At 59.5% G+C, this 21,877-nt stretch carries 15 protein-coding genes; 14 read left to right on the top strand and 1 reads right to left on the bottom strand.

Annotated elements, in window-relative coordinates; all coding sequences use genetic code 11:
• Window positions 1-48: 48 nt before the first annotated feature.
• Entirely contained in the window at window positions 49-1,044 is a 996-nt protein-coding gene (locus Q0K10_RS08025) for a LacI family DNA-binding transcriptional regulator (RefSeq protein WP_294505593.1), read from the bottom strand.
• Between the two features lie 276 nt (window positions 1,045-1,320).
• Between Q0K10_RS08025 and Q0K10_RS08030 the strand changes: the two genes are divergently transcribed.
• The 14 genes from Q0K10_RS08030 to Q0K10_RS08095 all read left to right on the top strand — a co-directional run bounded on the left by Q0K10_RS08030 (window position 1,321) and on the right by Q0K10_RS08095 (window position 21,875).
• Entirely contained in the window at window positions 1,321-2,421 is a 1,101-nt protein-coding gene (locus Q0K10_RS08030; protein WP_294505597.1) for a LacI family DNA-binding transcriptional regulator, read from the top strand.
• A gap of 116 nt (window positions 2,422-2,537) precedes the next feature.
• Window positions 2,538-3,281: a prepilin-type N-terminal cleavage/methylation domain-containing protein gene (locus Q0K10_RS08035; RefSeq protein WP_294505600.1), complete on the top strand. Its 744-nt coding sequence runs from the start codon at window positions 2,538-2,540 to the stop codon at window positions 3,279-3,281.
• Complete coding sequence (locus Q0K10_RS08040; RefSeq protein ID WP_294505603.1) at window positions 3,278-4,663, top strand: hypothetical protein; 1,386 nt, start codon at window positions 3,278-3,280, stop codon at window positions 4,661-4,663. The genes Q0K10_RS08035 and Q0K10_RS08040 overlap by 4 nt, the downstream gene beginning before the upstream one ends.
• 12 nt (window positions 4,664-4,675) lie before the next feature.
• Window positions 4,676-6,628 carry a sugar-binding protein gene (locus Q0K10_RS08045; protein ID WP_294505605.1) on the top strand — a complete coding sequence of 651 codons (1,953 nt, stop codon included), beginning with the start codon at window positions 4,676-4,678 and terminating at the stop codon, window positions 6,626-6,628.
• A 181-nt stretch (window positions 6,629-6,809) separates the two neighbouring features.
• Window positions 6,810-7,964, top strand: coding sequence for a GntR family transcriptional regulator (locus Q0K10_RS08050; protein ID WP_294505607.1), 1,155 nt, complete (start codon window positions 6,810-6,812; stop codon window positions 7,962-7,964).
• Window positions 7,961-8,716, top strand: coding sequence for a type II secretion system protein (locus Q0K10_RS08055; protein WP_294505610.1), 756 nt, complete (start codon window positions 7,961-7,963; stop codon window positions 8,714-8,716). The genes Q0K10_RS08050 and Q0K10_RS08055 overlap by 4 nt, the downstream gene beginning before the upstream one ends.
• A 31-nt stretch (window positions 8,717-8,747) precedes the next feature.
• The gene (locus Q0K10_RS08060) at window positions 8,748-10,784 is read left to right on the top strand and encodes a hypothetical protein (protein ID WP_294505612.1); all 2,037 of its coding nucleotides are present in this window, start codon (window positions 8,748-8,750) and stop codon (window positions 10,782-10,784) included.
• A gap of 157 nt (window positions 10,785-10,941) precedes the next feature.
• Window positions 10,942-12,474, top strand: coding sequence for an alpha-N-arabinofuranosidase (locus Q0K10_RS08065; protein WP_294505614.1), 1,533 nt, complete (start codon window positions 10,942-10,944; stop codon window positions 12,472-12,474).
• 37 nt (window positions 12,475-12,511) lie between these two features.
• On the top strand, window positions 12,512-13,522 hold the full coding sequence (locus Q0K10_RS08070; RefSeq protein WP_294505705.1) for a LacI family DNA-binding transcriptional regulator: 1,011 nt from the start codon (window positions 12,512-12,514) through the stop codon (window positions 13,520-13,522).
• 1 nt (window position 13,523) lies between these two features.
• Complete coding sequence (locus Q0K10_RS08075; protein WP_294505616.1) at window positions 13,524-14,276, top strand: DUF1559 domain-containing protein; 753 nt, start codon at window positions 13,524-13,526, stop codon at window positions 14,274-14,276.
• Between the two features lie 25 nt (window positions 14,277-14,301).
• The gene (locus tag Q0K10_RS08080; protein WP_294505618.1) at window positions 14,302-16,212 is read left to right on the top strand and encodes a hypothetical protein; all 1,911 of its coding nucleotides are present in this window, start codon (window positions 14,302-14,304) and stop codon (window positions 16,210-16,212) included.
• Entirely contained in the window at window positions 16,209-17,246 is a 1,038-nt protein-coding gene (locus tag Q0K10_RS08085; protein WP_294505620.1) for a hypothetical protein, read from the top strand. The genes Q0K10_RS08080 and Q0K10_RS08085 overlap by 4 nt, the downstream gene beginning before the upstream one ends.
• A gap of 111 nt (window positions 17,247-17,357) precedes the next feature.
• Window positions 17,358-18,443: a hypothetical protein gene (locus tag Q0K10_RS08090; RefSeq protein ID WP_294505622.1), complete on the top strand. Its 1,086-nt coding sequence runs from the start codon at window positions 17,358-17,360 to the stop codon at window positions 18,441-18,443.
• A 12-nt stretch (window positions 18,444-18,455) separates the two neighbouring features.
• Entirely contained in the window at window positions 18,456-21,875 is a 3,420-nt protein-coding gene (locus tag Q0K10_RS08095; RefSeq protein ID WP_294505624.1) for a heparinase II/III family protein, read from the top strand.
• Window positions 21,876-21,877 lie beyond the last annotated feature (2 nt).

Consider the following 21,877-nt stretch of genomic DNA (forward strand, 5'->3'; position numbering starts at 1 on the left):
GTAAGTTAATCGCCATAAATTACACGCCGCAAGCAGAAACCGCGAACGTCAGCTATTTATCATACCATCTCCTTTCTCTGAAGCATTGACCAGTATCATCGGAATCCGGATGTGGTGAGGGGGATCCTTGGGATCATTCAAGATCTCCAGCATGCGGCGCGCCGCCTTGCGACCGAGAGCGGCCGGATCCTGAAACAGTGACGGAATCTCATTCTGCGAAGGGGAGTGAGAGTAGGTGAACAACAGAACATCCTCCGGCACCCGGATCCCGCTGAACGCGAGAATCGAACGAACCGCCGCCGCCGCGTCGTAAAAATCAACCACCAGCGCAGGCGGCCTTCTGCCCGAACGGATCAGCTGATGCGTCGCGTCGATGAAATTTGTGATGTCCGTGGTTGAAACAATGTGAACATCCTCCTCCGGAATCGGCGGAAGTCCCCGTTTCCGCAGCTCCTGCTGATACCCTTCGATCCGATACGCATTGTGTTCGGAAAACATCACCCCGAACCGCGGCCGATGCTTCAGAAGATATTCGCATCCGATCCGGCAGGTCTCCGCCTCATCCGGACCGACCGTGTTGCAGATGATGCCGCCGGGGATCCCCGCTCCCGTATTGATGACAAAGGGAATTTTCGCCTCCCGGAGCGAATCGAGCAGTTCCATCGACGGCGCGTTCAAAAGAATCACCCCCGAAAGCTCCTGGAGTTTCGACGGCGCCAATCCAAGCGAGGCGGCCCCGGCTGAGAGGTTGATTACCATACTCTCCGCCTCGGCCTCCTCCAGCCACGCCTCCTGTGCGGCGATCTGGTTGCCGAAGAACTCCAGCGCCATCATGTTTTTCTGTTCCGGCAGAGGGCAGATCACGATTCCGACCCGTCGCCTGACGTTCCGGTTTGCGTAATACCCGAGTTCCCGCATCGCCGCCAGCACCGATTCCCGCTTGACGCGATTGATGCCGCGATAGTTGTTGATGACGCGGGAAACCGTGCTCTGCGACACGCCCGCCCGCTTGGCTATGCTGGTCGTCGTCACGTTTTTCGCCATGATTTCTCCTTTCCGGGAATTCCGTCTTCCTCTATAATTATACTCAATTCCAGCGGTGAAAGCAATGGTTTATGCAAAGAAAACGAATATTATTTTGAATAAATTCTTAAAAATTATTCAAACACCCCGATGTGTACTTTCGGAACGTCCAGAACTCTTTCCTCATTCATTTTTTTTGAAAAAAAACGCACCGCCTCTTGACATTCGAAAAATTCTGAACCATAATTAATGCTGTGTAAACGATTCAATGAAACGTTATCAGAACGCAATGGAGTTATGAAAAGCAAAGTTTCTCTGAATGATGTCGCCCGCCATGCGGGAGTTTCGATCGGAACGGCGTCGCGGGTTTTGAACGGAAATCCGAAGGTGTCCGAATCGGCCTGCCATGCGGTGCAGACCGCGATTCTGGAACTGGGGTATCAGCCTGATTCGGCGGCGCGCTCCATGCGTAAAAAAGAAGCCGAGGGGCGCAACGGTCTCTGGTCCGGCAACGTCGGGCTTGTTCTGGCCGGAATGGGCAGCTCGATGCTGCATGTGCCGCTGGTGATCGACCTGGTCGACACACTTCAATGGGAGATGACCCGGCAGGGATTTCACCTGATGGTGTCGGAACTCTCCGGAGATTCGACGCTGCCGCAGATGCTGATCGATCGCAAGGTGGAAGGGATGATCGTCTTCGGCGAGCTCTCCACCATGCAGGGGCGCTGGATCGCCGATTCGATGCCGGTGGTCGGAATCGGCAACAACTTCAGCACGCTGGGAATTCCTTCGGTGAACGTGGACAACCGGCAGTCGATTCTCAATGCCGTGAACGAACTTCACCGGGCCGGACGCAGGCGCATCGCATTCGTGAACCGGGAACCCGGTCAACTCGACTTCGCCCGACGCTACGCCGCTTATCAGGAGGCAGTACACGAATTCGGTTTGCCGGAACTCGCCGCAGTCATGCCGCAAACCGCGCAGGTCCCGCTCAAGCAGGCCGAACAGGTTCCGCCGGACATGACCCCGTTGATCGCGCAGTTGTTTGACGGAACGGAAATTCCGGACGCTCTGCTCGTGGCGAACGACTGGCAGGCGATCGGAGTCTACCGGGCGCTGGCAAAACGCGGCCTTCGCCCCGGAACCGATCTCGCCGTCATCGGATTCGACAACGAGGTGCGGATCTGCGAATCGCTTCAGCCGCGTCTGAGTTCCATCCAGTATCCCGCCCATGAGATCGCCCGAACCGCTTTCCGGCTGCTTCAAAATGCTCTGTGTTCCCCAGACACAATCGGTGCAAGTTCGACGCTGCTGCCGGGGAAACTCGTCGAACGCGACTCCTTCCGCATGGCGAGCGATTCCGAAACCGGAACACACCCGGGGAGAAGCACTCCATGAATCCTGCACCCGGCAACAGTTCGACCGCGGGGCTGCCCCGTTTCGTGCAATCCACAAAAACCGCAGCAATTCATCGCAATTGTTTTTCATCCCAAACCATCAAGGAGGAAACAGCCATGAGAAAAAGTTCCGCATTCACATTGATAGAATTGCTTGTCGTAATTGCGATCATCGCGATTCTTGCCTCCATGCTGCTGCCTGCGCTGAACCAGGCACGGCAGCGGGCATTCGCCGCAAACTGCCAGGCCAATCAGCGGTCGGTCATTCAGGGATTGCTGTTCTACGCAGACGACGCCAAAGGTATCATCCCCTTCTGGAACAACTACGACAATTATACCTGGAGCATGTTCCTCGTGCGCAACAACTGGGGAGCCAGGCCAGGCGCCTTCTACGAGCTTCCGTACAAGACGATCACCTGCCCCGGCATGCCGAGACAGGTTTCCACCTACAACTCCGCCACCGGAATGTACGGAATGCTCCATCTCACCGGCGACGGCGACATGACCGCATACAACGCCAGAAAGGCGGAAATCGGCAATTTCATTCTCGGCCAATGGGGCAGCACCGGCAGCAAGTATGAATACTTTCTCACCGGGCGCATGAAAAAGCCGTCGAGCATCGGTTTGATTTTCGACAGTGTCCTCGTGACCGGCACCAATCAGGGTCTAGGATACAGTTTCGTTACGAATAAGAAACTCGACTGGGCCGGAAATCCGGCGGTCTACCGGCTGCACGGAAGTCGAGCCAACGTCGCCTTTGCGGACGGCCACGTGAGCTCGCTGGACGCACCCGGACTCGGACAGCTTGCGATCCCGATGGACGGCGTGACGGTGGACTCCGGATATGCGTGGTACAAATGAGACGAGTCACAGCATTCTTCATCGCGGCGGCGGCGGCATTGCTGCTGCCGGGGATCGCCGGCGGTACGGAAAAAAACGAACTGCGGGAAGATCAGTTTTACCTCGGCGCCTGCTTCCACTTCGGCAGCAGCGCGACGGGAGATGTGGACGCCAATCTCGCGCTCTTCGAGCAGGCCGGACTCAACGCCGGACGCGATGAACGCGCATGGCAGTTCGTCGAATGGAAGAAAGGGGAGCTCCGCTACTTCAAGAACGGCCTGATCGAACGGATGGCCGCCCGGCTGCACGACCGGGGCGGATGTTTCATCAACATCCTCTGCTACGGCCACAGCGGTTACTGCGACGGCGGACGAACGCCGAAAACGCCTGAAGCGATCGAAGCATTCTGCCGCTACGCCGAATTCGTCGCAGGCGAACTCAGGGGAGTTGCAACCTTCCATCAGGTGTGGAACGAATGGGACGCCCACCCCGGCACCGACACGCTCGAAAGCCATCGCGAATATGTGAAACTTCTCGCCGCCGCCGCTCCGCGGATCCGTGCCGTCGATCCCGAAGCGAAGATCATGTCCACGAGCGCGACGATGAACTACAAACTCGAAAACCTGCTCAAGGCCGGGGCATTGCAGTACGTCGACGCACTTTCGCTGCACCCTTATGTCAGCTGGCGCGGCCCGGGGAAAGACACGGTAGAATTCTGGTACGAACTCATGGGGAGAATGGATCAGACGATCCGCAAATACAACCATGGGAAATCGTTCCCCGTCTACATCACGGAGATCGGCTGGCCGGCCTCGATGAACGAGAAGGGATACACGGAAGCGACCCAGGCCATTTACGCCGCCCAGCTTCTCTGTTCGATCCGGACTTTCCCGTTCGTGAAAGGGCTGCTCTGGTACGATTTCCAGAACGACAACTCTCTGCCGGAAAGTCACGAGGCGAATTTCGGCCTGATCCGCGCCGATACGACGCCGAAACCGGTCTACTATGTGTTTGCCGACCTCTCCGATCTCGTGCGCAACGGCAAGTTCTTGCGGCGGATCGACGTGGGAGACCCGAAGGTGTGGATTCTCCACTACCGGCTGCACGGCGACGACGTCTACGCGATGTGGAACTACTACCCGGACCGGAACACGGAAATCGTATTCCGGAACACCGCCCCCTCCCCTGCGCCGGTCTCCGTCCGCCACGCGGGCCGTCCGGCCGTAACCATGCAGTGGGGACGCCGCGACTGGCTGCGGAAACAACCCCGCAAAACCAATGAACTGGCCTTCACACTGCGCGGCATGCCGCTGCTGGTTCAGGGGGATCTCTCGAAGGTGCTCCCGGCCGGTGTCGAAAGCATTCCGTTCCCGCGTGAACTGCCTCAAGTAAAACAACCCTGAAAAGTTCCCGACATGAAAAAAACGATCCTCACACTGTTCGCGGGGCTGACGCTCTGCACCCTCTTCGCCGGAACGGAACCGGAGGAGTTCCTGCTCGGCGCGTGTTTCCACTTCGGCAGCGGCACGGGAGACCTCAAGGCCAACCTCGATCTCGCTTTCCAGCTCGGGCTGAACGCGGGGCGCGACGAGCGCTACTGGCACTTTGTCGAATGGGAAAAAGGCAGGTACACGTACGGGAATTTCGTGGAGGAGGCCTATACCCGGGCCGCCCGGAACGGACTGTCCATGATCTTCATCCTCGCCTACGGCAACCGCCACTACGACAACGGCAACTACCCGGTCAAACCCGAAACGGCCGAGGCCTACTGCCGCTTCGCCGAACACACCGCGCGCCACTTTGCCGGACGCGCGAAGTATTTCCAGGTCTGGAACGAGTGGGAGGGGTCGACATCGATGGCCGCACAGTACCGCGACACCGGCACGAGCGAAGCGTATGTGAAACTCCTCAAGCAGGTTTCTCCGCGCATCCGGGCGGCGGCGCCCGAGGCGAAAATCGTCGCGAACTCGATCTCCTCCGGCGACCAGTGCCTCGACTACTACCTCAAAAACGGCGTACTCGAATATGTCGATGCGCTGGCCATGCACACCTACAACTTCGCCGACGGCCCCGGACGCGACACGGTGGACGCCTTCGCCGCGCGGCTGGAAAAACTCCGCGACATGATCCGCGCCGCGAATGGGGGAAAGGATTTTCCGCTCTTCATCACGGAGATGGGCATTCCGACCAGCACCGCTCCGCGCCTCGGGCGGACCGAGTCGCAGCAGGCCGCGCAGCTGGCCCAGATTCTGCTGGTCTGCCGGATGTTTGATTTTCTCAAGGGATTCTGGTGGTACGATTTTCAGGACGACAACATCAAACCGGAGTCGACCGAATCGAACTTCGGGCTGATCCGTCCGGATACCACGCTCAAGGAGGCGGCCTACGTCCTCGCCGATCTGTCGCCGCTGATCCGGCGCGGACGGTTCGTCCGGCGACTCCCGCTCTCCGACAGCCGGGTCTGGCTGCTGCAGTATGAGCTCGACGGCGAAGATGTGTTCGCACTCTTTCACACACACGCGGAGGACGACATCAAAGTTGTGTTCGAAACAACGGCGGAACGTCCCGACGCGGTGACCGTCCGCCACGCCGGACGCCGCCCCGTCACGCGGCAGTGGGGTTACCGCGACTGGCTGCGCAAAGGCCAGCCGCAATGGGAAAACCGTCTGAGCGTCACGGTCCGCGATCTGCCGGTTCTGATCTGCGGCGACCTTTCGCAAGTTTCCGTCAAGGAGCTGGAACGGCGCGATTTTCCGCGGACAATCGCCGCACCGCCCGCGCTGCCGGAACCGGAACAGTTCGTCGACGCGCTTCCCGTCGGGACGGACGGCCCCGCCACTCCGGTGACTCTTTACCGGGAAGTGAACAACGCGGGGACGCGCTGCCCCGAATTTGCGGCGGAGTTCTCCGTCCGGTACGATGCGCGCAATCTCTATCTGACGGCGACCGTGACCGATCGGACCTTCTTCTGCGATCAGCGGATTGAAGATGCGTGGAGCTGTGACAGCATTCAGGCGGCTTTTCAATCCCGTGCGACGGGCAGTGATCCGCACGCGTGGTTCGAAGTCGACGCTGCCCTCACGGCAGAAGGAGCGGAAATTTATCCGCGGCGATTTGCGAATCCGGAGACGGCGGGGCGGAAACTGCCGCCTCCGAAAATCTCGGTTCGGGAAGGGAAAATCGTCTATGAGCTGACTGTTCCTGCGGAGTTTCTCGGGCTCGCCGACTTCCGGAGAGGCGACCGCGTGGCGCTCTCGTTCCTGGTCAATGACAACGACGGTCGGGGGCGGCGTGGTTATCTGCACTGGGCCGACGGCATCGGCGTCACCAAGAATCCGGCCCAGTTCGGCCTCGTGAAACTGAAATAACCGGACACGCTCCGCCCTCGTGAAACATCGGCGGGAAACGGTGAAATGCCCATGTTGTACGTACAACATCAGGCATTTTACCGTTTTTTTTCTTTTTTCCCGCTGGAAAAGTTGTAACAAAGCGTTTTCTTTTTCATAATATGAGTGGAAACCAACAGAAAACCATCAACAGCGGGGAAAGATGTCCACGTTACCGAAATACCGGGAAATTTACGCCGAACTGACGCGAGTGATCGCTTCGGGAGAATTCGCCGCCGGGGAAAAACTCCCGACGGAACAGGGTCTCGCGGAAAGGTTCGGAGTCGCGCGCCAGACAGTGCTCAAAGCGCTTGACGCACTGAAACATGAAGGAGTCATCACTTCGGAGCGGGGGCGCGGCACATTTGTTGCGATTACGCACGGCAGGCGGCGAACCGCCGAAACCCGGCAGCTGGTGTTCATCTGTTCGAATCTGGAAGACTCCATTGGTCACCGGATCCTGCTCGGAGTCGAGAGTGCCGCGCGCCGGGCAGGATACTCGCTCGTGACCTGCAACACGCGCAACGACTCCGAACGCGAGGGGGAAGCGCTGCGCCGCGCCCGGAATACCGGCGTGGACGGGATCGTACTGATTCCCTATCTGCGACGCCCGAATACGGAACTCATCAACCGGATCGCGGAGGAGATTCCGCTGGTCTGCATCGACAACATCCCGCCCGGAGTGACGGCTCCTCTGGTGACGACCGACAATCGGCGTTCCGCGTACGAGGCGGTCAGTTACCTGATCGAATCCGGTCACCGTAGAATCGGTTTCATTCTCAGCAAATGGGAGTATGTCGAACGTTCCAGTTCGATCAGCGACCGTTATCTCGGCTATCGGCAGGCGCTGGAAGATCACGGGATCGAATTCCGGCCGGAATACGTCACGGATCTCGGCGCGGCTCTCGCCGATTCGCGGCCGCGGGACATCGGACTGGAGCTCTACGGATATCCGGCCATGAACCGGCTGATGAACTGTCCGGAACCGCCGACCGCCGTCGTGCTGCTCTGGGATGAACTCGCGCCCGGGGCGCTTGCGGCGATCCGGGACGGCCGTCGCCGGGCGCCGGAGGATTTTTCGCTGCTCGGCTTCAATGACGACGAACTCTGCACGCTCGTGACCCCGAAACTTTCAAGCGTCCGCCAGCCCGCCGAAGAACTCGGCGAAACCGCCGTTCAAATGCTGGAAAAACAGATCCGCGGCGAGACCCCGCAACGCATCACCCGGCTGCCGAACCGGTTGATTCTGCGCGACAGCATCACCCCGCGCCATGAAACTGAAATACACAACTCAGCAGAAGAAAGGGTTTTGTCATGAGTATCTCATGTTCCTCTCGACACCATCAAAGCGAACCGCACTGTTTCACTCTTATAGAACTCCTCGTTGTGATTGCGATCATCGCGATTCTCGCCTCGATGCTGCTGCCCGCGCTGAATCAGGCGCGCGCCCGGGCAAAATCAGCCAATTGCATCAGCAATCTCGGGCAACTCATGCGTGCCCAGATGCTCTACGCAGACAACAACCGCGATATGATTCTCAAGTGCTGGAGTCCGATGGAATTCGAGGGTCAGGGGTGGACCACCTGGTCGCAGGTGATCTACAAGACCTACCTTCCCTACGAGATGATGCACTGTCCGGCCAATCCCAACGTGCCGAAAGAGTACAATCAATATTTCGGAGTCTACGGCATGTTCGACGCCTGCCGCGAAACCAACACCAGCGCAGACAAGACCCGGGTGCAGGAGCTGCAGGAGAACTTCGGCGACTTCTTCCGGAACGCCTCTGGCGGCAGCGCGGTCTATTTGCTCAACCGAATGAAAAATGCGTCGAGCCTCATCATTCATTGCGATTCGGTCTACGGGCCGGAGAACAAATACGGCTATCCCGCTTATCAGGTGAAGTGGAGTGACCAGATCGAATACGGCGGAGTGCATCTGATCCACAGCGAACGGGCCAATCTCGGGTTCGCGGACGGACATGCCGGAACCATGAACCGGGAAGAGCTCCATGCAAGTCCGAACAAGGTGAAATTCACCTACAGCAGCGGCATCACTCCGTACAAGTATTGAGATATTCCGACAATAAACGAAAGGTTTCATCATGACTGCTCAACTCTCAGGGGCACTGGCGGCCCTGTTTATCGGCTCTCTCTGCGCAGCCGCCCCCGTCGAAAATCTCAAAACCATCGACCGTTACGGTCAGTTCACGGGCGAGGAGTGGCCCGGCAAAGTCACCTCCGACGACCAGCTCCGCGCCGACGCCGAACGCGAGTGGAAGATTCTCAAAAACCTCGCTCCGGACACAACCCGTTACGATCGATTCGGCGGCAGACTCGAAGGGACTCCCCGCAAGGCGACCGGCTACTTCCGGGTGGAGAAGATCGATGGACGGTGGTGGTTCATCACGCCGGAGGGCAACCGCTTTTTTCTGCAGGGCGTCGACGCGGTTTCGTGGCGCGAGACCGGATACAACACGCCGCTCCTGAACGTCGATTCCCGGCCGCGGAAAGAGTTCCTCGAACTGCCCGAACGCGCCCGCTTTCAGGAGGCTTACCATACGCAGGGGAAAGTCAACTTTCTCGCGGGAAATCTGAAACGCAAATACGGCCCGGACTTCGACCGGAAATTCCGTGACATCGCCCGCCGCCGCTTTCTCGCCTGGGGCTTCAACTCCACCGCGAAATGGGGTTGGGGAGAGAGCATCGGGCTGCCGTTCATCGAGGATTCCCACGCCGGCCCGGTCAGACGGATCGGGGAAAAATACCGGGCGATCGACATGTATGATCCCGACTTCGCCGCAAAAATCGAACCGGCGGTCAAAGCCGTCTGCGACCGCCGCCGCGGCGACCCGATGCTGATCGCCTACTCGATGGAGAATGAAAACGGCTGGTCGGAAGAGCTCGTCGCTCTGCTGCTTCAGGAACCGGCAGACTGCTTCGCCAAAGGCGCGTTCCTCGACTTCCTCGCACAGAAGCGGGGCGGGGATTTCGCCGGGGTTGCGGAACTGTTCGACCGGCCGGGAGAAAATCGCGCCGGACTGCTGGCGGCGAAACTGGAGTCTGCCGGAGTACCTGTCGCGGAAGTCCGCGAGTTCATCAACCTCTCCTCGCAGCGGTATCACCGGATTCTGCGCGAACTCTTCCGCAAGCATGATCCGTATCACATGTTCATGGGAGCGGCCCACTGCCCGAAACAATCGGTCGACTGGTACGAGGGGGCGGCGAAATACGTCGATTTCCTCGGGTTCAACATCTACGGGCTCTCGCTCGGATGGGTCGACCGTGACATGGACCGTCTGATGCGGGCCGATACGCCGTTCACCGTGCTGGAGTACTCGTTCGTGACGGAGGGGCGCGGATACCCCGGCTACTCCGGAAACAACACGGTTCGCTCCCAGGCGGACCGCGGCACCGGCTTCCGACTTTTCACGGAGGGGGCGGCGGTCAATCCGCTCTGCATCGGGTTCGGCTACTTCATCTACTGGGATCAGCCGGTCACGCGTCGCGGGCTTCCGGACGGGGAGGCGTTCAACTTCGGGCTCGTCAACCAGTGCGACCAGCCCTACGAGGAGATGCTCACCGCGGTGAAAGCGGCGAATGCGAAGCTCTTCGATCTGCACGACGGAAAGGGTACGCCGTTCACGATCCCGACTCCGCGCTCGATCCTCGGGAGCGCGAAGAGCCGGGCGCTGACCGATCTGTTTCTGCCGGGGACCCAATCCGAATTCGTCGTATTCGATCCCTCGAACCGGCACTACTTCAACGGGGAGAGCGCCCGGCTCAAGGTCGACGAGAACAGCGTGAAGGAGCCGGGCGTCTATCCGGCGGGCATTCTGAGTTCCGGCGACGGACAGCGATATACGGATTTCGAGCTGAAAGTCTATCTCTGGAAGAAGTCGGCCGATCAGAATCCGGTCAACCATTTCTCGGTCGAAGAGTCTTCCGACGGAAAAACCTACACGCCGGTCAAGCTGAAAGCCGCCGCCGGGGCGCCCTCGGAATTCAACGAGTGGCTTCTCTCCCCGGCCTCCGGATTGAAAAAAGGAACGTCATACCTGAAAATCAGCTTCAAAATCGGCAGAGTTCAGGAAAGCTGGGCCGCTCAGTTCGGGCGGATCAAGTTGAAAACCGAACCATAAGCGCCATGGCGGGGCTCAACAAACAGCAGTTCCGCGATTTTCACAGCAGATCATGGAGCATAAATCCGGCAGAAGGATTTGCAAAAACACACGAACGTGCTATTTTTATTCCTGCCTCAGAATTCTCCATTCTACAACTTCGGGGAGGAGCATCTTTATGAAAAGCCGTGTCATCGTGAATCGCAACTACCTCGTGGACAAGATCGACAACCGCATTTACAGCGGTTTCATTGAACACCTCGGCCGTGCCGTCTACGAAGGAATCTACCAGCCGGAACACCCGTCGGCCGACGAGGACGGCTTCCGCCGGGATGTGATTGAGCTCATCCGCGAACTCGATATGCCGCTCACGCGCTACCCCGGCGGCAACTTCGTCTCGGGGTACAACTGGGAGGACGGCGTCGGCCCGCGCGAACAGCGCCCCGCCCGGCTCGACCTCGCGTGGAAAGCGCTCGAACCGAACCTCTTCGGAACCGACGAATTCATGAAATGGTGCCGCAAAGCCAACACCGCCCCGATGATGGCCGTGAACCTCGGCACCCGCGGCGCGGCCGAGGCGCAGCAGCTCGTCGAATACTGCAACTTCCCAGGCGGAACCGCCCTCTCCGACCAGCGCCGCCGGAACGGCGCCGAACAACCCTACGGCGTCAAAGTCTGGTGTCTCGGCAACGAGATGGACGGCCCGTGGCAGACCGGCCACCGCAACGCCGACGACTACGGCCGCACCGCGCTCGAAGCCGCCAAGATGATGAAGTGGACCGACCCCTCAATCGAACTGGTCGTCTGCGGCTCCTCCCACGCCGGTATGCCGACGCTCGGAGAGTGGGAGAGCTCGGTGCTCGAACACACTTACGATCTCGTCGACTACCTCTCGATCCATCACTATTTCAGCAACCGCTGCGATACGACGCCGGGCTATCTCGCGCAGGCCGAGGCGATGTCCGACTACATCGACCGGCTCGTCGCCTGCTGTGATTTCGTCCGCACCCGCAAAAAGTCGCAGAAGCGGATCATGCTCTCCTTCGACGAATGGAACGTCTGGTTCCACTCGAACGGGAAAGAGATCGACTCCCCCGAGTGGAGCGTCGCCCGCCCGCTGCTCGAAGACGTCTACACGATGGAGGACGCGCTGCTCGTCGGAATGCTCCTGATGACGTTGATCAATCACGCCGACCGGGTCAAGATCGCCTGCCTCGCCCAGAGCGTCAACGTGATCGCCCCGATCATGACGGAAAAAAACGGCAAAGCGTGGCGGCAGACCACGTTCCACCCCTTCGCTCTGACCTCCCGTTACGGACGCGGCACCGCGCTGCGCGTCGTGGTCGACTCCCCCTGCTATGATGCGGAGTATCGCCTTGATACGGATTCTCCCGCGGTCGCATGCCGTGGGATTCCTTATCTGTACTGCACCTGCGTCCACAATGCCGATCGCAATGAAGTCGTGCTCTTCGCGGTCAACCGGAATCTCTCCGAAGCGATGGAACTCGAACTCAGGCTCGAGGATTTCGATCCGGTTTCCGTCCTCGAACATGAGTCGATCAGCCATCCCGACCTCAAGGCGGTCAACTCCGCGGCGGAAGAGAAAGTCCGACCCGTGAAACTCGATGGTGCAACGCTTGAAAAAAATACCCTCAGAGCCATACTCCCGGCCGCCAGCTGGAACATGATCCGGATCTCTGTAGAAAAATAAAATACACTTATAATCAACGTATTGTGATATCAAAAAAATCGCCAGAACCGCCAATGTGAGCATCAGTACGGTTTCGCGCTTTTTCAACAAGCCGGAATCGCTTTCGCCGCAGATCGCCGCGAAGATCGAAAAAGTCGTGGCAAAAACCAACTATCGCCCCCGAATCGTGCGTCCGGGCCCGAAAGCGGCAACCCGGATCGGGATCCGGACTGGGGTGATCGCGCTGGTCTCGCTCTGCGATTTCTCGCTGGAACAGCTGTGGAGACTGCCGGTGCTGCCGATTCTGATCGGCAGTGTGCAGTCGACGCTGCTGCGGCGTCAGCTCTCGCTGTTCCTCGGCAACCTCGACAAAGACGGACGGCTGCCGGAGTGTGTTTCATCACGCCGGTGCGACGGAGTGATCTTCTTCTCAAAGCCGCCCACGCCGGAAGCGGCGGCGGGATTCCGCAAGTCGCTGCCCGATCTGCCGACGGTCTGGTGTTTCCGCGACCACGCGGACGAGGAGCACCGGTTCGACCACATCTTCTACGACAACTCGGCAGTCGGTCCGATCGCGGCCGAATATCTCGCTTCGCCCGGCCACAGGAAAGTGGCATTTTTCAACACCGATCCCACTCACTCCGCGTTCGGCGCCAGGGAGAACGGATTCTGCGAACGGGCACGCTCCCTCGGTCTGGAACCGGTCGTATTCAAGCTGGAACATCCTGAACGCGAAGTACAGAAAAACTACCGGAAACTCGCTGTGGATTTCCTCCGAAACTGCGACGACATCACCGGGGCGTTTTTCTGTGTTGACCACGACATGCTCGGCATTCAGATCGAACTGCTCGCCGCCGGTTATCCCGCCCGGAATCTCGACATGATCGGCTGCAACGCCGATGAAGTCGCTTTGCAATATCTATCCCCGCGCCCCGCGACGATCGACATCAAGATCAGCCAGATCGGTCAGATGGCGGTCGATCAGCTTTTGCGCCGCATCAACGGCGAAAGCAGCGGAGCCGTGAACGAGATTTTCGTCAAACCTGAACTCATCAAAGGAGAACGGTAACATGAAACGGTCGGGAAAGAGTCGTCGAAATTTCACGTTGATCGAGCTGCTGGTCGTAATTGCGATCATTGCAATCCTCGCGGGCATGCTGCTGCCAGCCCTGAACAAAGCGCGGGAATCGGCCCGCAGAACCAGCTGTTCCGCAAATATGAAACAGATCGGGACCTATGCGCAGATGTACAGCGCCGACAACAACGACTTCATTCTGCCCTGGTACGGCAAACCGAACGGACGTCCCTGGAGCCAGCTGATCTTCGAAGGTTACATGAATGCTCCCAACGCCTACGACACCAGCAAGACCAAAAGCGCGATGGTGTTCCACTGCCCATCGAATCCGCGCAGCATGGCGAACAGAGCTGGAGTTTATGCGAGATCCTACTCTTATAATAACCGGGACAACCGCAACAGCACCGGCGGATTTCTGTCTGACTGGACCAGTGACCGGATTATTGTAAAGAAGATCGGAAACATTCCGAACGCCTCCCAGGTGATTCATATCGTGGAGCATCCGATGCAGCCTGCCGAAAACGCCTTCGTCGATCAGGCCTCGTACAGCAGCGCCGCCTCTCCAAGTCACCAGCAGGAGGGACTTTCCGGCAGCCGGACTCCATTTGTTCCGGCAACTTCGCACGGGAACTCCTGGAATTATCTTTTCGTCGACGGACATGTCGACGCCATGATGCCCCGTGCCACTATCGGCACCGGCACCACCGAAGAGCCGAACGGCCTCTGGACCGTCGCCTCGGACGATTGATCGAAAGCATTGCGGGGGGATAACCATGCTGCACTTGTCGGATTATCTTGTCATCGGGTTTTACCTGCTCTTCATGCTCGCGCTCGGCCCGGTGTTCAAATCATTCAGCCGCAACGCGAGCGACTACTTCCGCGGCGGCGGAAACATGGCGTGGTGGATCGCCGCGGCGAGCATGTTCATGACCGGATTCTCGGCGTGGACCTACACCGGCGCGGCGGGAAAGATCTATTACAGCGGCCTCTTCTTCCTGACGCTGCCGATCGCGAACTTCTGCGGAACGGTGTTCCCGGTATTCTTCACGGCGCACAAATTCCGGCAGATGCGCGTCATCACCGGAGCGGAAGCCGTGCGCAACCGCTTCGGCAGAATCAATGAGCAGGTCATCACCTGGCTGCCGATGCCGTTCAATATCATCTTCGGCGGAATTTCACTCTACACGATCGCACTCTTCATGAGCTGCGTCTTTCCGAACGAACTGCAGTGGCTGAATCAGGGGGCGTTCAACGAATTCGCGACCTCGCTCGGCATCGACGGCGGCATGCTGTTCCTCATCATCGTCCTGACGACGATCATCGTCGTGATGACCATGCTCGGCGGATCGTGGGCCGCGACGGCGGGGGATTTCATCCAGATGCTGATCCTCGTCGTGGTCTCGCTCGCAGTGGTGCTGCTGATCCTCTACTCGGACAATCTCGGCGGCACCGGCAAATCGATCGGCGGCTTCTCCGGACTGGTCAAAGCGGTGAGCTCGAAGCCGGAACTGGTCGACTGGAATCAGTTCAGCCGCTGGTGGATTCTCATTCCCTACCTCGTCACGCTGATTCTGAATCAGACGATTCTCGGCAACAGCCTCGCTGCAGGCGCATCGCGCTTTGTCTTCGTCAAAACCGGAAAGGATGCGCGGAAGATCTGCGCGATCTCGTGGCTCGCCGCGCTGCCGCACACGTTCATCATCATGATTCCGCCGCTCACCTGCGCGGTGCTCTTCACACTGCCGGAACTCAAAGAACTTTATCCGAAGATGGGGAATCCACAGGAGGCGAGTTTCATTCACATCGCATCGCTCGCGCTGCCGCAGGGGCTGCTCGGGCTGCTGGTCTGCGGGATTTTCGCCGCGACGCTCACGAGCATGAATTCCGGACTCAATGCGACTGCGGGATCGATCATCCGCAACATCTATCTGCCGCTGATCAACCCGCACGCCTCCGAGACGAAACAGCTCCATCTCGGGCGGCTCTTCACCGCCGTGCTCGGAATCCTCTACGCGCTTGTGGCGATCTTCTTCGCGACGTTGAAAGATCTGCAACTCTACGAACTCGTGCTCATCACGGCGACCTGTACCGGTATCCCGCAGGCGGTTCCGATGATGCTCGGAATGTTCCACAAGAAAGCACCGGACTGGGCGGCGTGGAGCACGCTCGCAGTCGGATTCACCTTCTCGCTGCTGCTCGCGGCTGTTCTTACGAAAGAGAATCTGGCGACCTGGTTCGCGGCCTGCAATCTCAACAGCAATGAACTCAACGACCTGAAGCTCGCAATCACCACCGGGATTCTGATCTCGGTCTGCGTGCTCTGGTTCTACGGAACGATGCTCTTCCCCGACCGGCGCAGCGCCGAGGTGAAGAAGCGCGTGAATCAGTTCTTCGACGACATGAACCGCCCGATCGACCCCGAAACCGAGTGCTCCGGCGAGGAGTACAACAGCGATGCGCGCCAGTTCTTCACGATCGGCATGCTCGCACTGGTCTACGGAATCTCGATCCTCGCGCTGCTGGTGTTCGACAACGCCCCGGCCGGCAGAATCGCGATCCTCGGCTGCGGCGGATTCGTCACCGCTCTGGGAGCATGGCTGCTCTACCTCGGGAAACGCAAAAACCGCCGCCCGGCGGAAAAATCGGTCGCGGCCAAACTCGAACTGCAGGAGGAGGAAGCATGATGACTCATCCCGTCCGGTCTCTGTTCATCGCAACGCTGCTCTGCGGCACGCTCGCAGCCGCGGCGCTCGAAGTGCGCAGCGCAAAATTCGGCTCCGACAACCGTTGGGCCGACGTGACCGCCGCATTCCGGGAAATGAGGATCAACGACGACCTCTATTTCGGCTGGATCGACGGAAACCGGATGGCGGGGCGAGATCCCGCACCCGGCGTTGCCAAGAAACTCGTCGTTACCTACAAGGACAACGACGGCACGGAGAAAACCGCCGAACTTGACGAACGGACCTTCAGCGGCATCGCGGCGAATACGCCGGTCTCCCAGGAATTTCAACTCGGCAGCGCCTGGTTCGGCGACAACGGGAACTATCTCGACGTCACGGAAAAAATGCGGGAGATCATCGCTTCCAACCGGGAAGTTTCGCTCGATTTCCCGACGCTCGGCATCGACGGGAAAGACGATCCGGCTCCCGGCCGCGAAAAATCGATCCTCATCTTCTACGGCATCGAGGGAAAACTGAATTGCGCCCGATACAAGGAGCGCGGGAAGTTCAAGGGAAGCGCCATTACCGGCGCCTTCGCTCCGATCCCGGAGGCCCAGGGGGCTGTTTCCCCCTTCCGCGGAATGGAACTCGACCGGGCGGTCTGGCAGTGGTCGGTCGACATCCCCGGATCGATCAGCCACGAAACGGGCGAACCGTCGAAGGCATTCCTCTACATTCCGGAAAGGACCGCACACGTGCGCGGCGTCGTGATTGGTCAGTACAACATGCTCGAACGCCCGATCATGGAGCATCCGAAATTCCGGGAGTACCTTCAGAAACTCGACTATGGCTGCATCTGGATCGCCCCCTCCTATTTCTCGGGCAAACCGTGGAACGGAAATCTCGATCCGCGCAATCCGGCGCACACGGAACCGCTTGAAGCGATGTTCCGCAAATTCGCCGAAATCACCGGCTACCCGGAGCTGGAACAGGTTCCGTTCGTCGGTCTCGGCCACTCCGCGATGGCGGACTTCCCCTACCAGCTCGCGGCATAGAAACCGGAGCGGACGATCTCCGGGATTTCGTTTGACGGAACCTCCCCCGGACTCTTTCACGACCGCACGTTCGGAACGAATCCGACCATCACGCCGGACGACCTCAAACGCATGGAGGGGATCCCGTTTCTGCAGCGCACGGGCGGCTACGGCCCGGTCGGGAACGACCGCCCGCTGATCGTCCGCAGCAAGGTGCCGGGCATCGTGCTCACGGAGATTTCCGATCCAGGCTCGACCCATTTCGACATCAACGACGCCATCATCGATTACATGGGGAAATATCTCATGAAAGCGGACAAGGCGCGCGGCGTCGGCACGCTTCCGCTGAAAAAAGTCGCCGTCGCCGACGGCTGGTACATCGACTTCTGGCAGGGCGACAATCCGCCGCGCGTTCCTGCCGCCCCGGTCGGCACGTTCCAGCCGGCGAAAGTCGGCAAGTGGGGCCCCGAAAACAACTGGGTCTTCGATGAGGAACACGCGAAATTTCACGAAGCGCACGAGGCACTCTATCGCGGGAAGAAACGGCAGGAAATCGGTTACGTGCAGGAAGGGAAAATGCTGCCGCGGCGCGGCGACCACTTTCAGGTCCATCCGGCTTTCCGGCCCGGGAAGGACGGACTCACATTCCGGCTCAAAGGGGGATTTCCGGATTCCCTCACCGACCGGAACGGCAAAACCGTAACCGGGCTTGTGCATGGGGACGACCCGGAAAATGTGCGGATCTATCCATCGAGCGGCCCGGTGGTACGTCTTGACGATGAGACCGTCGCAGTGCGATTCGACCGGTTTGGCTTCAACCGGAGCAACCGCTCTCACTCGTTCTCGTTCAACGCGATCCATCCGGGAGACGCGGTTTTCCGCCGCAGTGTGCTGCAATCTTCGATGAGCGTTCCGGCAAAGAACACTCGCGGCATCCGCCAGTTCATCACATTCCCTGAGATTCCGGATGTGAAAGAGGGCACGAAGTCGATCACGCTCCATGCGGTCTGCAATACGGGGTTTCCGGTCGAATATTTCGTCGTCCACGGCCCGGCTTACCTGAACAATCAGGAGCTCATCTTCACGGAGATTCCGCCGAATGCAAAATTCCCGGTCGAAGTCAAGGTCACCGCGTGGCAGTACGGCTGCGGCAGCGGAGCCAAACCGGAACGGCAGACGGCCCGCCCGGTCACGCGCACATTTCACATCGTCAAATAGGAGACTCTTCGCATGTCCAGACCATACGCTCTTCCATTTCTGCTGGGGCTCTGCCTCGCTGGAACGGCAAACACCGCCGACCTCAAACTGAATGACCCCGCCGCCGTGCCGCTCGACGAACCCGCGACGCTGGCCGCGCCGAAGGGATCCAAGGGCTGGTACTGGCACGGACTTGTGCAGAAAAACGACTCCGCCTGGGATCTGCGCGACGTCTACGCCGTGCGGTTTGAAGCGCGCAACATCGGCGCGACACCCTTCGAGGGGAGTGCCACGCTGCACGTCGCGGAGTACGAGGGGCGGCGCGATCGATTCGACCGTACGAATGCGACGTTTCGGCTGCCTGTCTCGGCGGAGTGGCAGAGCATGGAGCTGCCGATCTCCTCGTTCGACTTCGCACGCGGCGAAAACTACACGTTGAAGTTCATCGGCCGGCTCTCGTTCACGGCGAAAAACGGAAAAGCCGAAATCCGCAATGTGCGGTTTGTCGAAGCTCCGTTCGTGAAATTGAGTGCGCCGATCCGCTCGAAGGCCGCCGAAAACGGCGTTGCGGAATATCCGTTCACGGTCAAAAATACGACCAGCCGCAAACAGGCGTTCCGCCTGACGCTGCCGAGGCGCGGCTGGGAGGGAATGTCCGCGAAACTCTCACAAGACACGCTTGAACTCGTACCCGGAGAAACCGCCGCCGTCACTCTGACGGTTGAAGTTCCAACCCGGCTGCCCGCAGGAGCGAACGAAATTACGCGGGTCGAGGTTTCACCGGTCGCCCCCGGCGCGGTACCGGAATCGCTCGAATTCATCACCGTCCAGCGCGTCCCCTCGCCGTTTCTGATGCGGGATGAGGCCGGCTGGAAGGAGATCGCCGCCAACGTCGAAAAATATGAATGGGCAAAAAAGGAGTTCGCCAGAGCGAAAGCGCTCGCGGACGGCTGGACGCCGCCCGCAAAATCCGGCGTCATGTCCGATCAGGGGACGATGGGGGTCGTCCGCACCCGTTACGAGGAAAAACTGCGCAGCTGCCTGATTCTGTATAAACTAACCGGGGAAGAGCAGTATCTGAAGAAAATCCGCGATTTTCTGCTGATGTTCAGCAATCCGAAGGACGGATACCCCGTGCTGCTGCATGCAACCAGCCAGGGACAGCCGCAGGAGGGCGGCACCTTCGAACTCGTGGCGAACTCCTACGACATCATTCGCGACAAGCTCACTCCTTCCGAGCGCGAACAAGTGGAGCACACGATACGCCTCTTCATCGACACGGTCATCGACCGCATGGGCGACGGCGCGATCACGAACTGGACGATTTTCAATCAGGTTCCGGCGGCGGGTTGTGCGCTCATCCTGCACGATCTGGCGCGGTTCAACACGCTCGTCTATGCGCCGACCGGATTGATCGACCAGTTCGTCTGCGGAACGATGAGCGACGGCTGGTGGTTTGAGATGTCGGTCACCTACAATCTGCACTGCGCGCAGTGTTTCACGAAGCTCGGGCTGATGGCGAAACCGTTCGGAATCGACCTCCTGAACGCGCAGTTCCCGATCGCGCTCTCGGATCTCTCCGGCCGCCGTCCCTATGAACTGGAAAATTATCAGGGCATGGCATTTACGAAATACGGTCCGATTACGCGCAACAGCCTCGGATTCAAAGCGATGTGGGACGGAGTCCTCGATTATCCCGACTACCGCGGCATCATGATCGGCATGGGCGACGGGCACGAGTTCTCCGTCGGCGGCGATGTGTTTGAACTGGCCTACTACGCCTATCGCGACCCGCGTTACGCGGCGATTCTGAAGCGGAACTCCACCCGCGACCTCGTCTACGCCGTCGCGGAACTGCCGGAGGAGACGCCGACCCTTTACCGGAACTCCGCCCACAGCGATAACGCCGGAATCGCGCTGCTGCGCTCGCAGTCCGGCTCCGATCGCGACCAGATTCAGCTCGGCTTCAAATACGGCACCCACGGCGGTTTTCACGGACACTTCGACCGGCTGAGCCTGCTGAGCCTGATGCGTTATGGACGCGGATTCTGGAATCCGGAGTCGACCTGGTACGGTTATCCGAGTTTCATGTACAAATTCTGGGTGCAGCCGTCGCTGGCGCACAACATGGTTGTGGTAGATGGCAAAATGCAGGAGCCGACCGAATGCCGTCCGCTGCTGTTCCACACGGGGAAATACCTGCAGGCGGTCGCGGCTGACGGTTCCACCCGCTGGAGCAACCCGCTTTTCCTCGGCGGCTACGACAAGGTCAGGGAAATCCGCGAGGGGACCGAGCGGTTCGTCCCGATTCCGGAAAACCATCCGCCGTTCACGGAAACCACCGATTACACCGAACCGGTCTTTGCACGCCGACTGCAGCTCGTGACCGATGACTACGTGCTCGTCGCCGACTATCTGAAGAGCGAAAAGGAGCATACATTCGACAATCTGCTGCACCTGCGCGGTGCAAAACCGCTCGAGGGAGTGAAGAAGACCGGCCACCGGGAGCAGTTCGACGTCTCCCCGCTCTCCTCCGGACAGTTCGTGGTCAACGTCGACGAGTACGATATGACCGCCCCGGTGAAACTCACGAGCCGGTACCACTTCAACCCGAAAAAAGCGGACGGCAGAAACCGCCGCGGCGGCCTCGAGCTGACCGACGACTACTACCATGAGCCGGGCGAACTCTTCGTCGAAGCCCGGCAGCTCTGGCCGCGGAAAGCGCAGCTGCTCATCGGCGACTATCCCGAGTCGCAGTCGGTCGCCAAGCGGTTGAACGATCGGGTTCTCGGCGACGGGAAAGAGCTCGCCTCCGGCATGTTCCACGCCTGGATTCTCGGCCGCGGCGACCTCGACATCGACGTGACCGGCGTCAAACATCTGACGCTCGAAACCCGCAAGGACCAGTTCAAGCGCGGCACCGCCGACACACTCTTCTGGGGCAACGCCGCGCTGAAAACCGCCGATGGCAAAACCATTCCGCTCTCGTCGCTCAAACCGGCCGCCGTGAACTTGAAGGCGCTGCCGGAGTCCGGCAACGACTACTACGGCGGCCCCGTGCGGCTCGCGGGAATGGTCTGCTTCGACACGCTCGCGGCGGAGCCGAAGGATGACAAAAAACCCGCCACGCTGACATTCGACCTCTCCGGGCTGAACGCGGTCCGGCTCACGGCATCGGTCGGGGGCGACTTCCCGGCCGACCAGGAGGAGAATCTGCGCAAGGTCACGAGCGTCCGCACAGTCGGGAAAGAGGCGAAGTTCCTGACCGTCCTCGAACCGCACGAGGGGACTCCCCGCGTGAAATCCGCCCGTGCGCTCGACGAAAACACCGTGGAAGTCACACTGGTCGACGGCACGATCGATCGCCTGAAAATCAATAACTTCTACAGCACACAGGCAAAACCGTCGGTCGAACTTCACCGCAACGGCAAGCTGCTGGAAAAGACGGAGTAAGG

Origin of the sequence: uncultured Victivallis sp. (assembly GCF_944391105.1) — a bacterium.
Classification (GTDB): domain Bacteria; phylum Verrucomicrobiota; class Lentisphaeria; order Victivallales; family Victivallaceae; genus Victivallis.

Excerpts from the sequence above, each read along its gene's own strand:
- Q0K10_RS08025 (WP_294505593.1), bottom strand. The coding sequence starts at position 1,044 with ATGGCGAAAAACGTGACGACGACCAGCATAGCCAAGCGGGCGGGCGTG.
- Q0K10_RS08085 (WP_294505620.1), top strand. The coding sequence starts at position 16,209 with ATGATGACTCATCCCGTCCGGTCTCTGTTCATCGCAACGCTGCTCTGC.
- Q0K10_RS08095 (WP_294505624.1), top strand. The coding sequence starts at position 18,456 with ATGTCCAGACCATACGCTCTTCCATTTCTGCTGGGGCTCTGCCTCGCT.
- Q0K10_RS08055 (WP_294505610.1), top strand. The coding sequence starts at position 7,961 with ATGAGTATCTCATGTTCCTCTCGACACCATCAAAGCGAACCGCACTGT.
- Q0K10_RS08030 (WP_294505597.1), top strand. The coding sequence starts at position 1,321 with ATGAAAAGCAAAGTTTCTCTGAATGATGTCGCCCGCCATGCGGGAGTT.
- Q0K10_RS08075 (WP_294505616.1), top strand. The coding sequence starts at position 13,524 with ATGAAACGGTCGGGAAAGAGTCGTCGAAATTTCACGTTGATCGAGCTG.
- Q0K10_RS08065 (WP_294505614.1), top strand. The coding sequence starts at position 10,942 with ATGAAAAGCCGTGTCATCGTGAATCGCAACTACCTCGTGGACAAGATC.
- Q0K10_RS08090 (WP_294505622.1), top strand. The coding sequence starts at position 17,358 with ATGGAGGGGATCCCGTTTCTGCAGCGCACGGGCGGCTACGGCCCGGTC.
- Q0K10_RS08080 (WP_294505618.1), top strand. The coding sequence starts at position 14,302 with ATGCTGCACTTGTCGGATTATCTTGTCATCGGGTTTTACCTGCTCTTC.
- Q0K10_RS08035 (WP_294505600.1), top strand. The coding sequence starts at position 2,538 with ATGAGAAAAAGTTCCGCATTCACATTGATAGAATTGCTTGTCGTAATT.
- Q0K10_RS08060 (WP_294505612.1), top strand. The coding sequence starts at position 8,748 with ATGACTGCTCAACTCTCAGGGGCACTGGCGGCCCTGTTTATCGGCTCT.
- Q0K10_RS08045 (WP_294505605.1), top strand. The coding sequence starts at position 4,676 with ATGAAAAAAACGATCCTCACACTGTTCGCGGGGCTGACGCTCTGCACC.
- Q0K10_RS08040 (WP_294505603.1), top strand. The coding sequence starts at position 3,278 with ATGAGACGAGTCACAGCATTCTTCATCGCGGCGGCGGCGGCATTGCTG.
- Q0K10_RS08050 (WP_294505607.1), top strand. The coding sequence starts at position 6,810 with ATGTCCACGTTACCGAAATACCGGGAAATTTACGCCGAACTGACGCGA.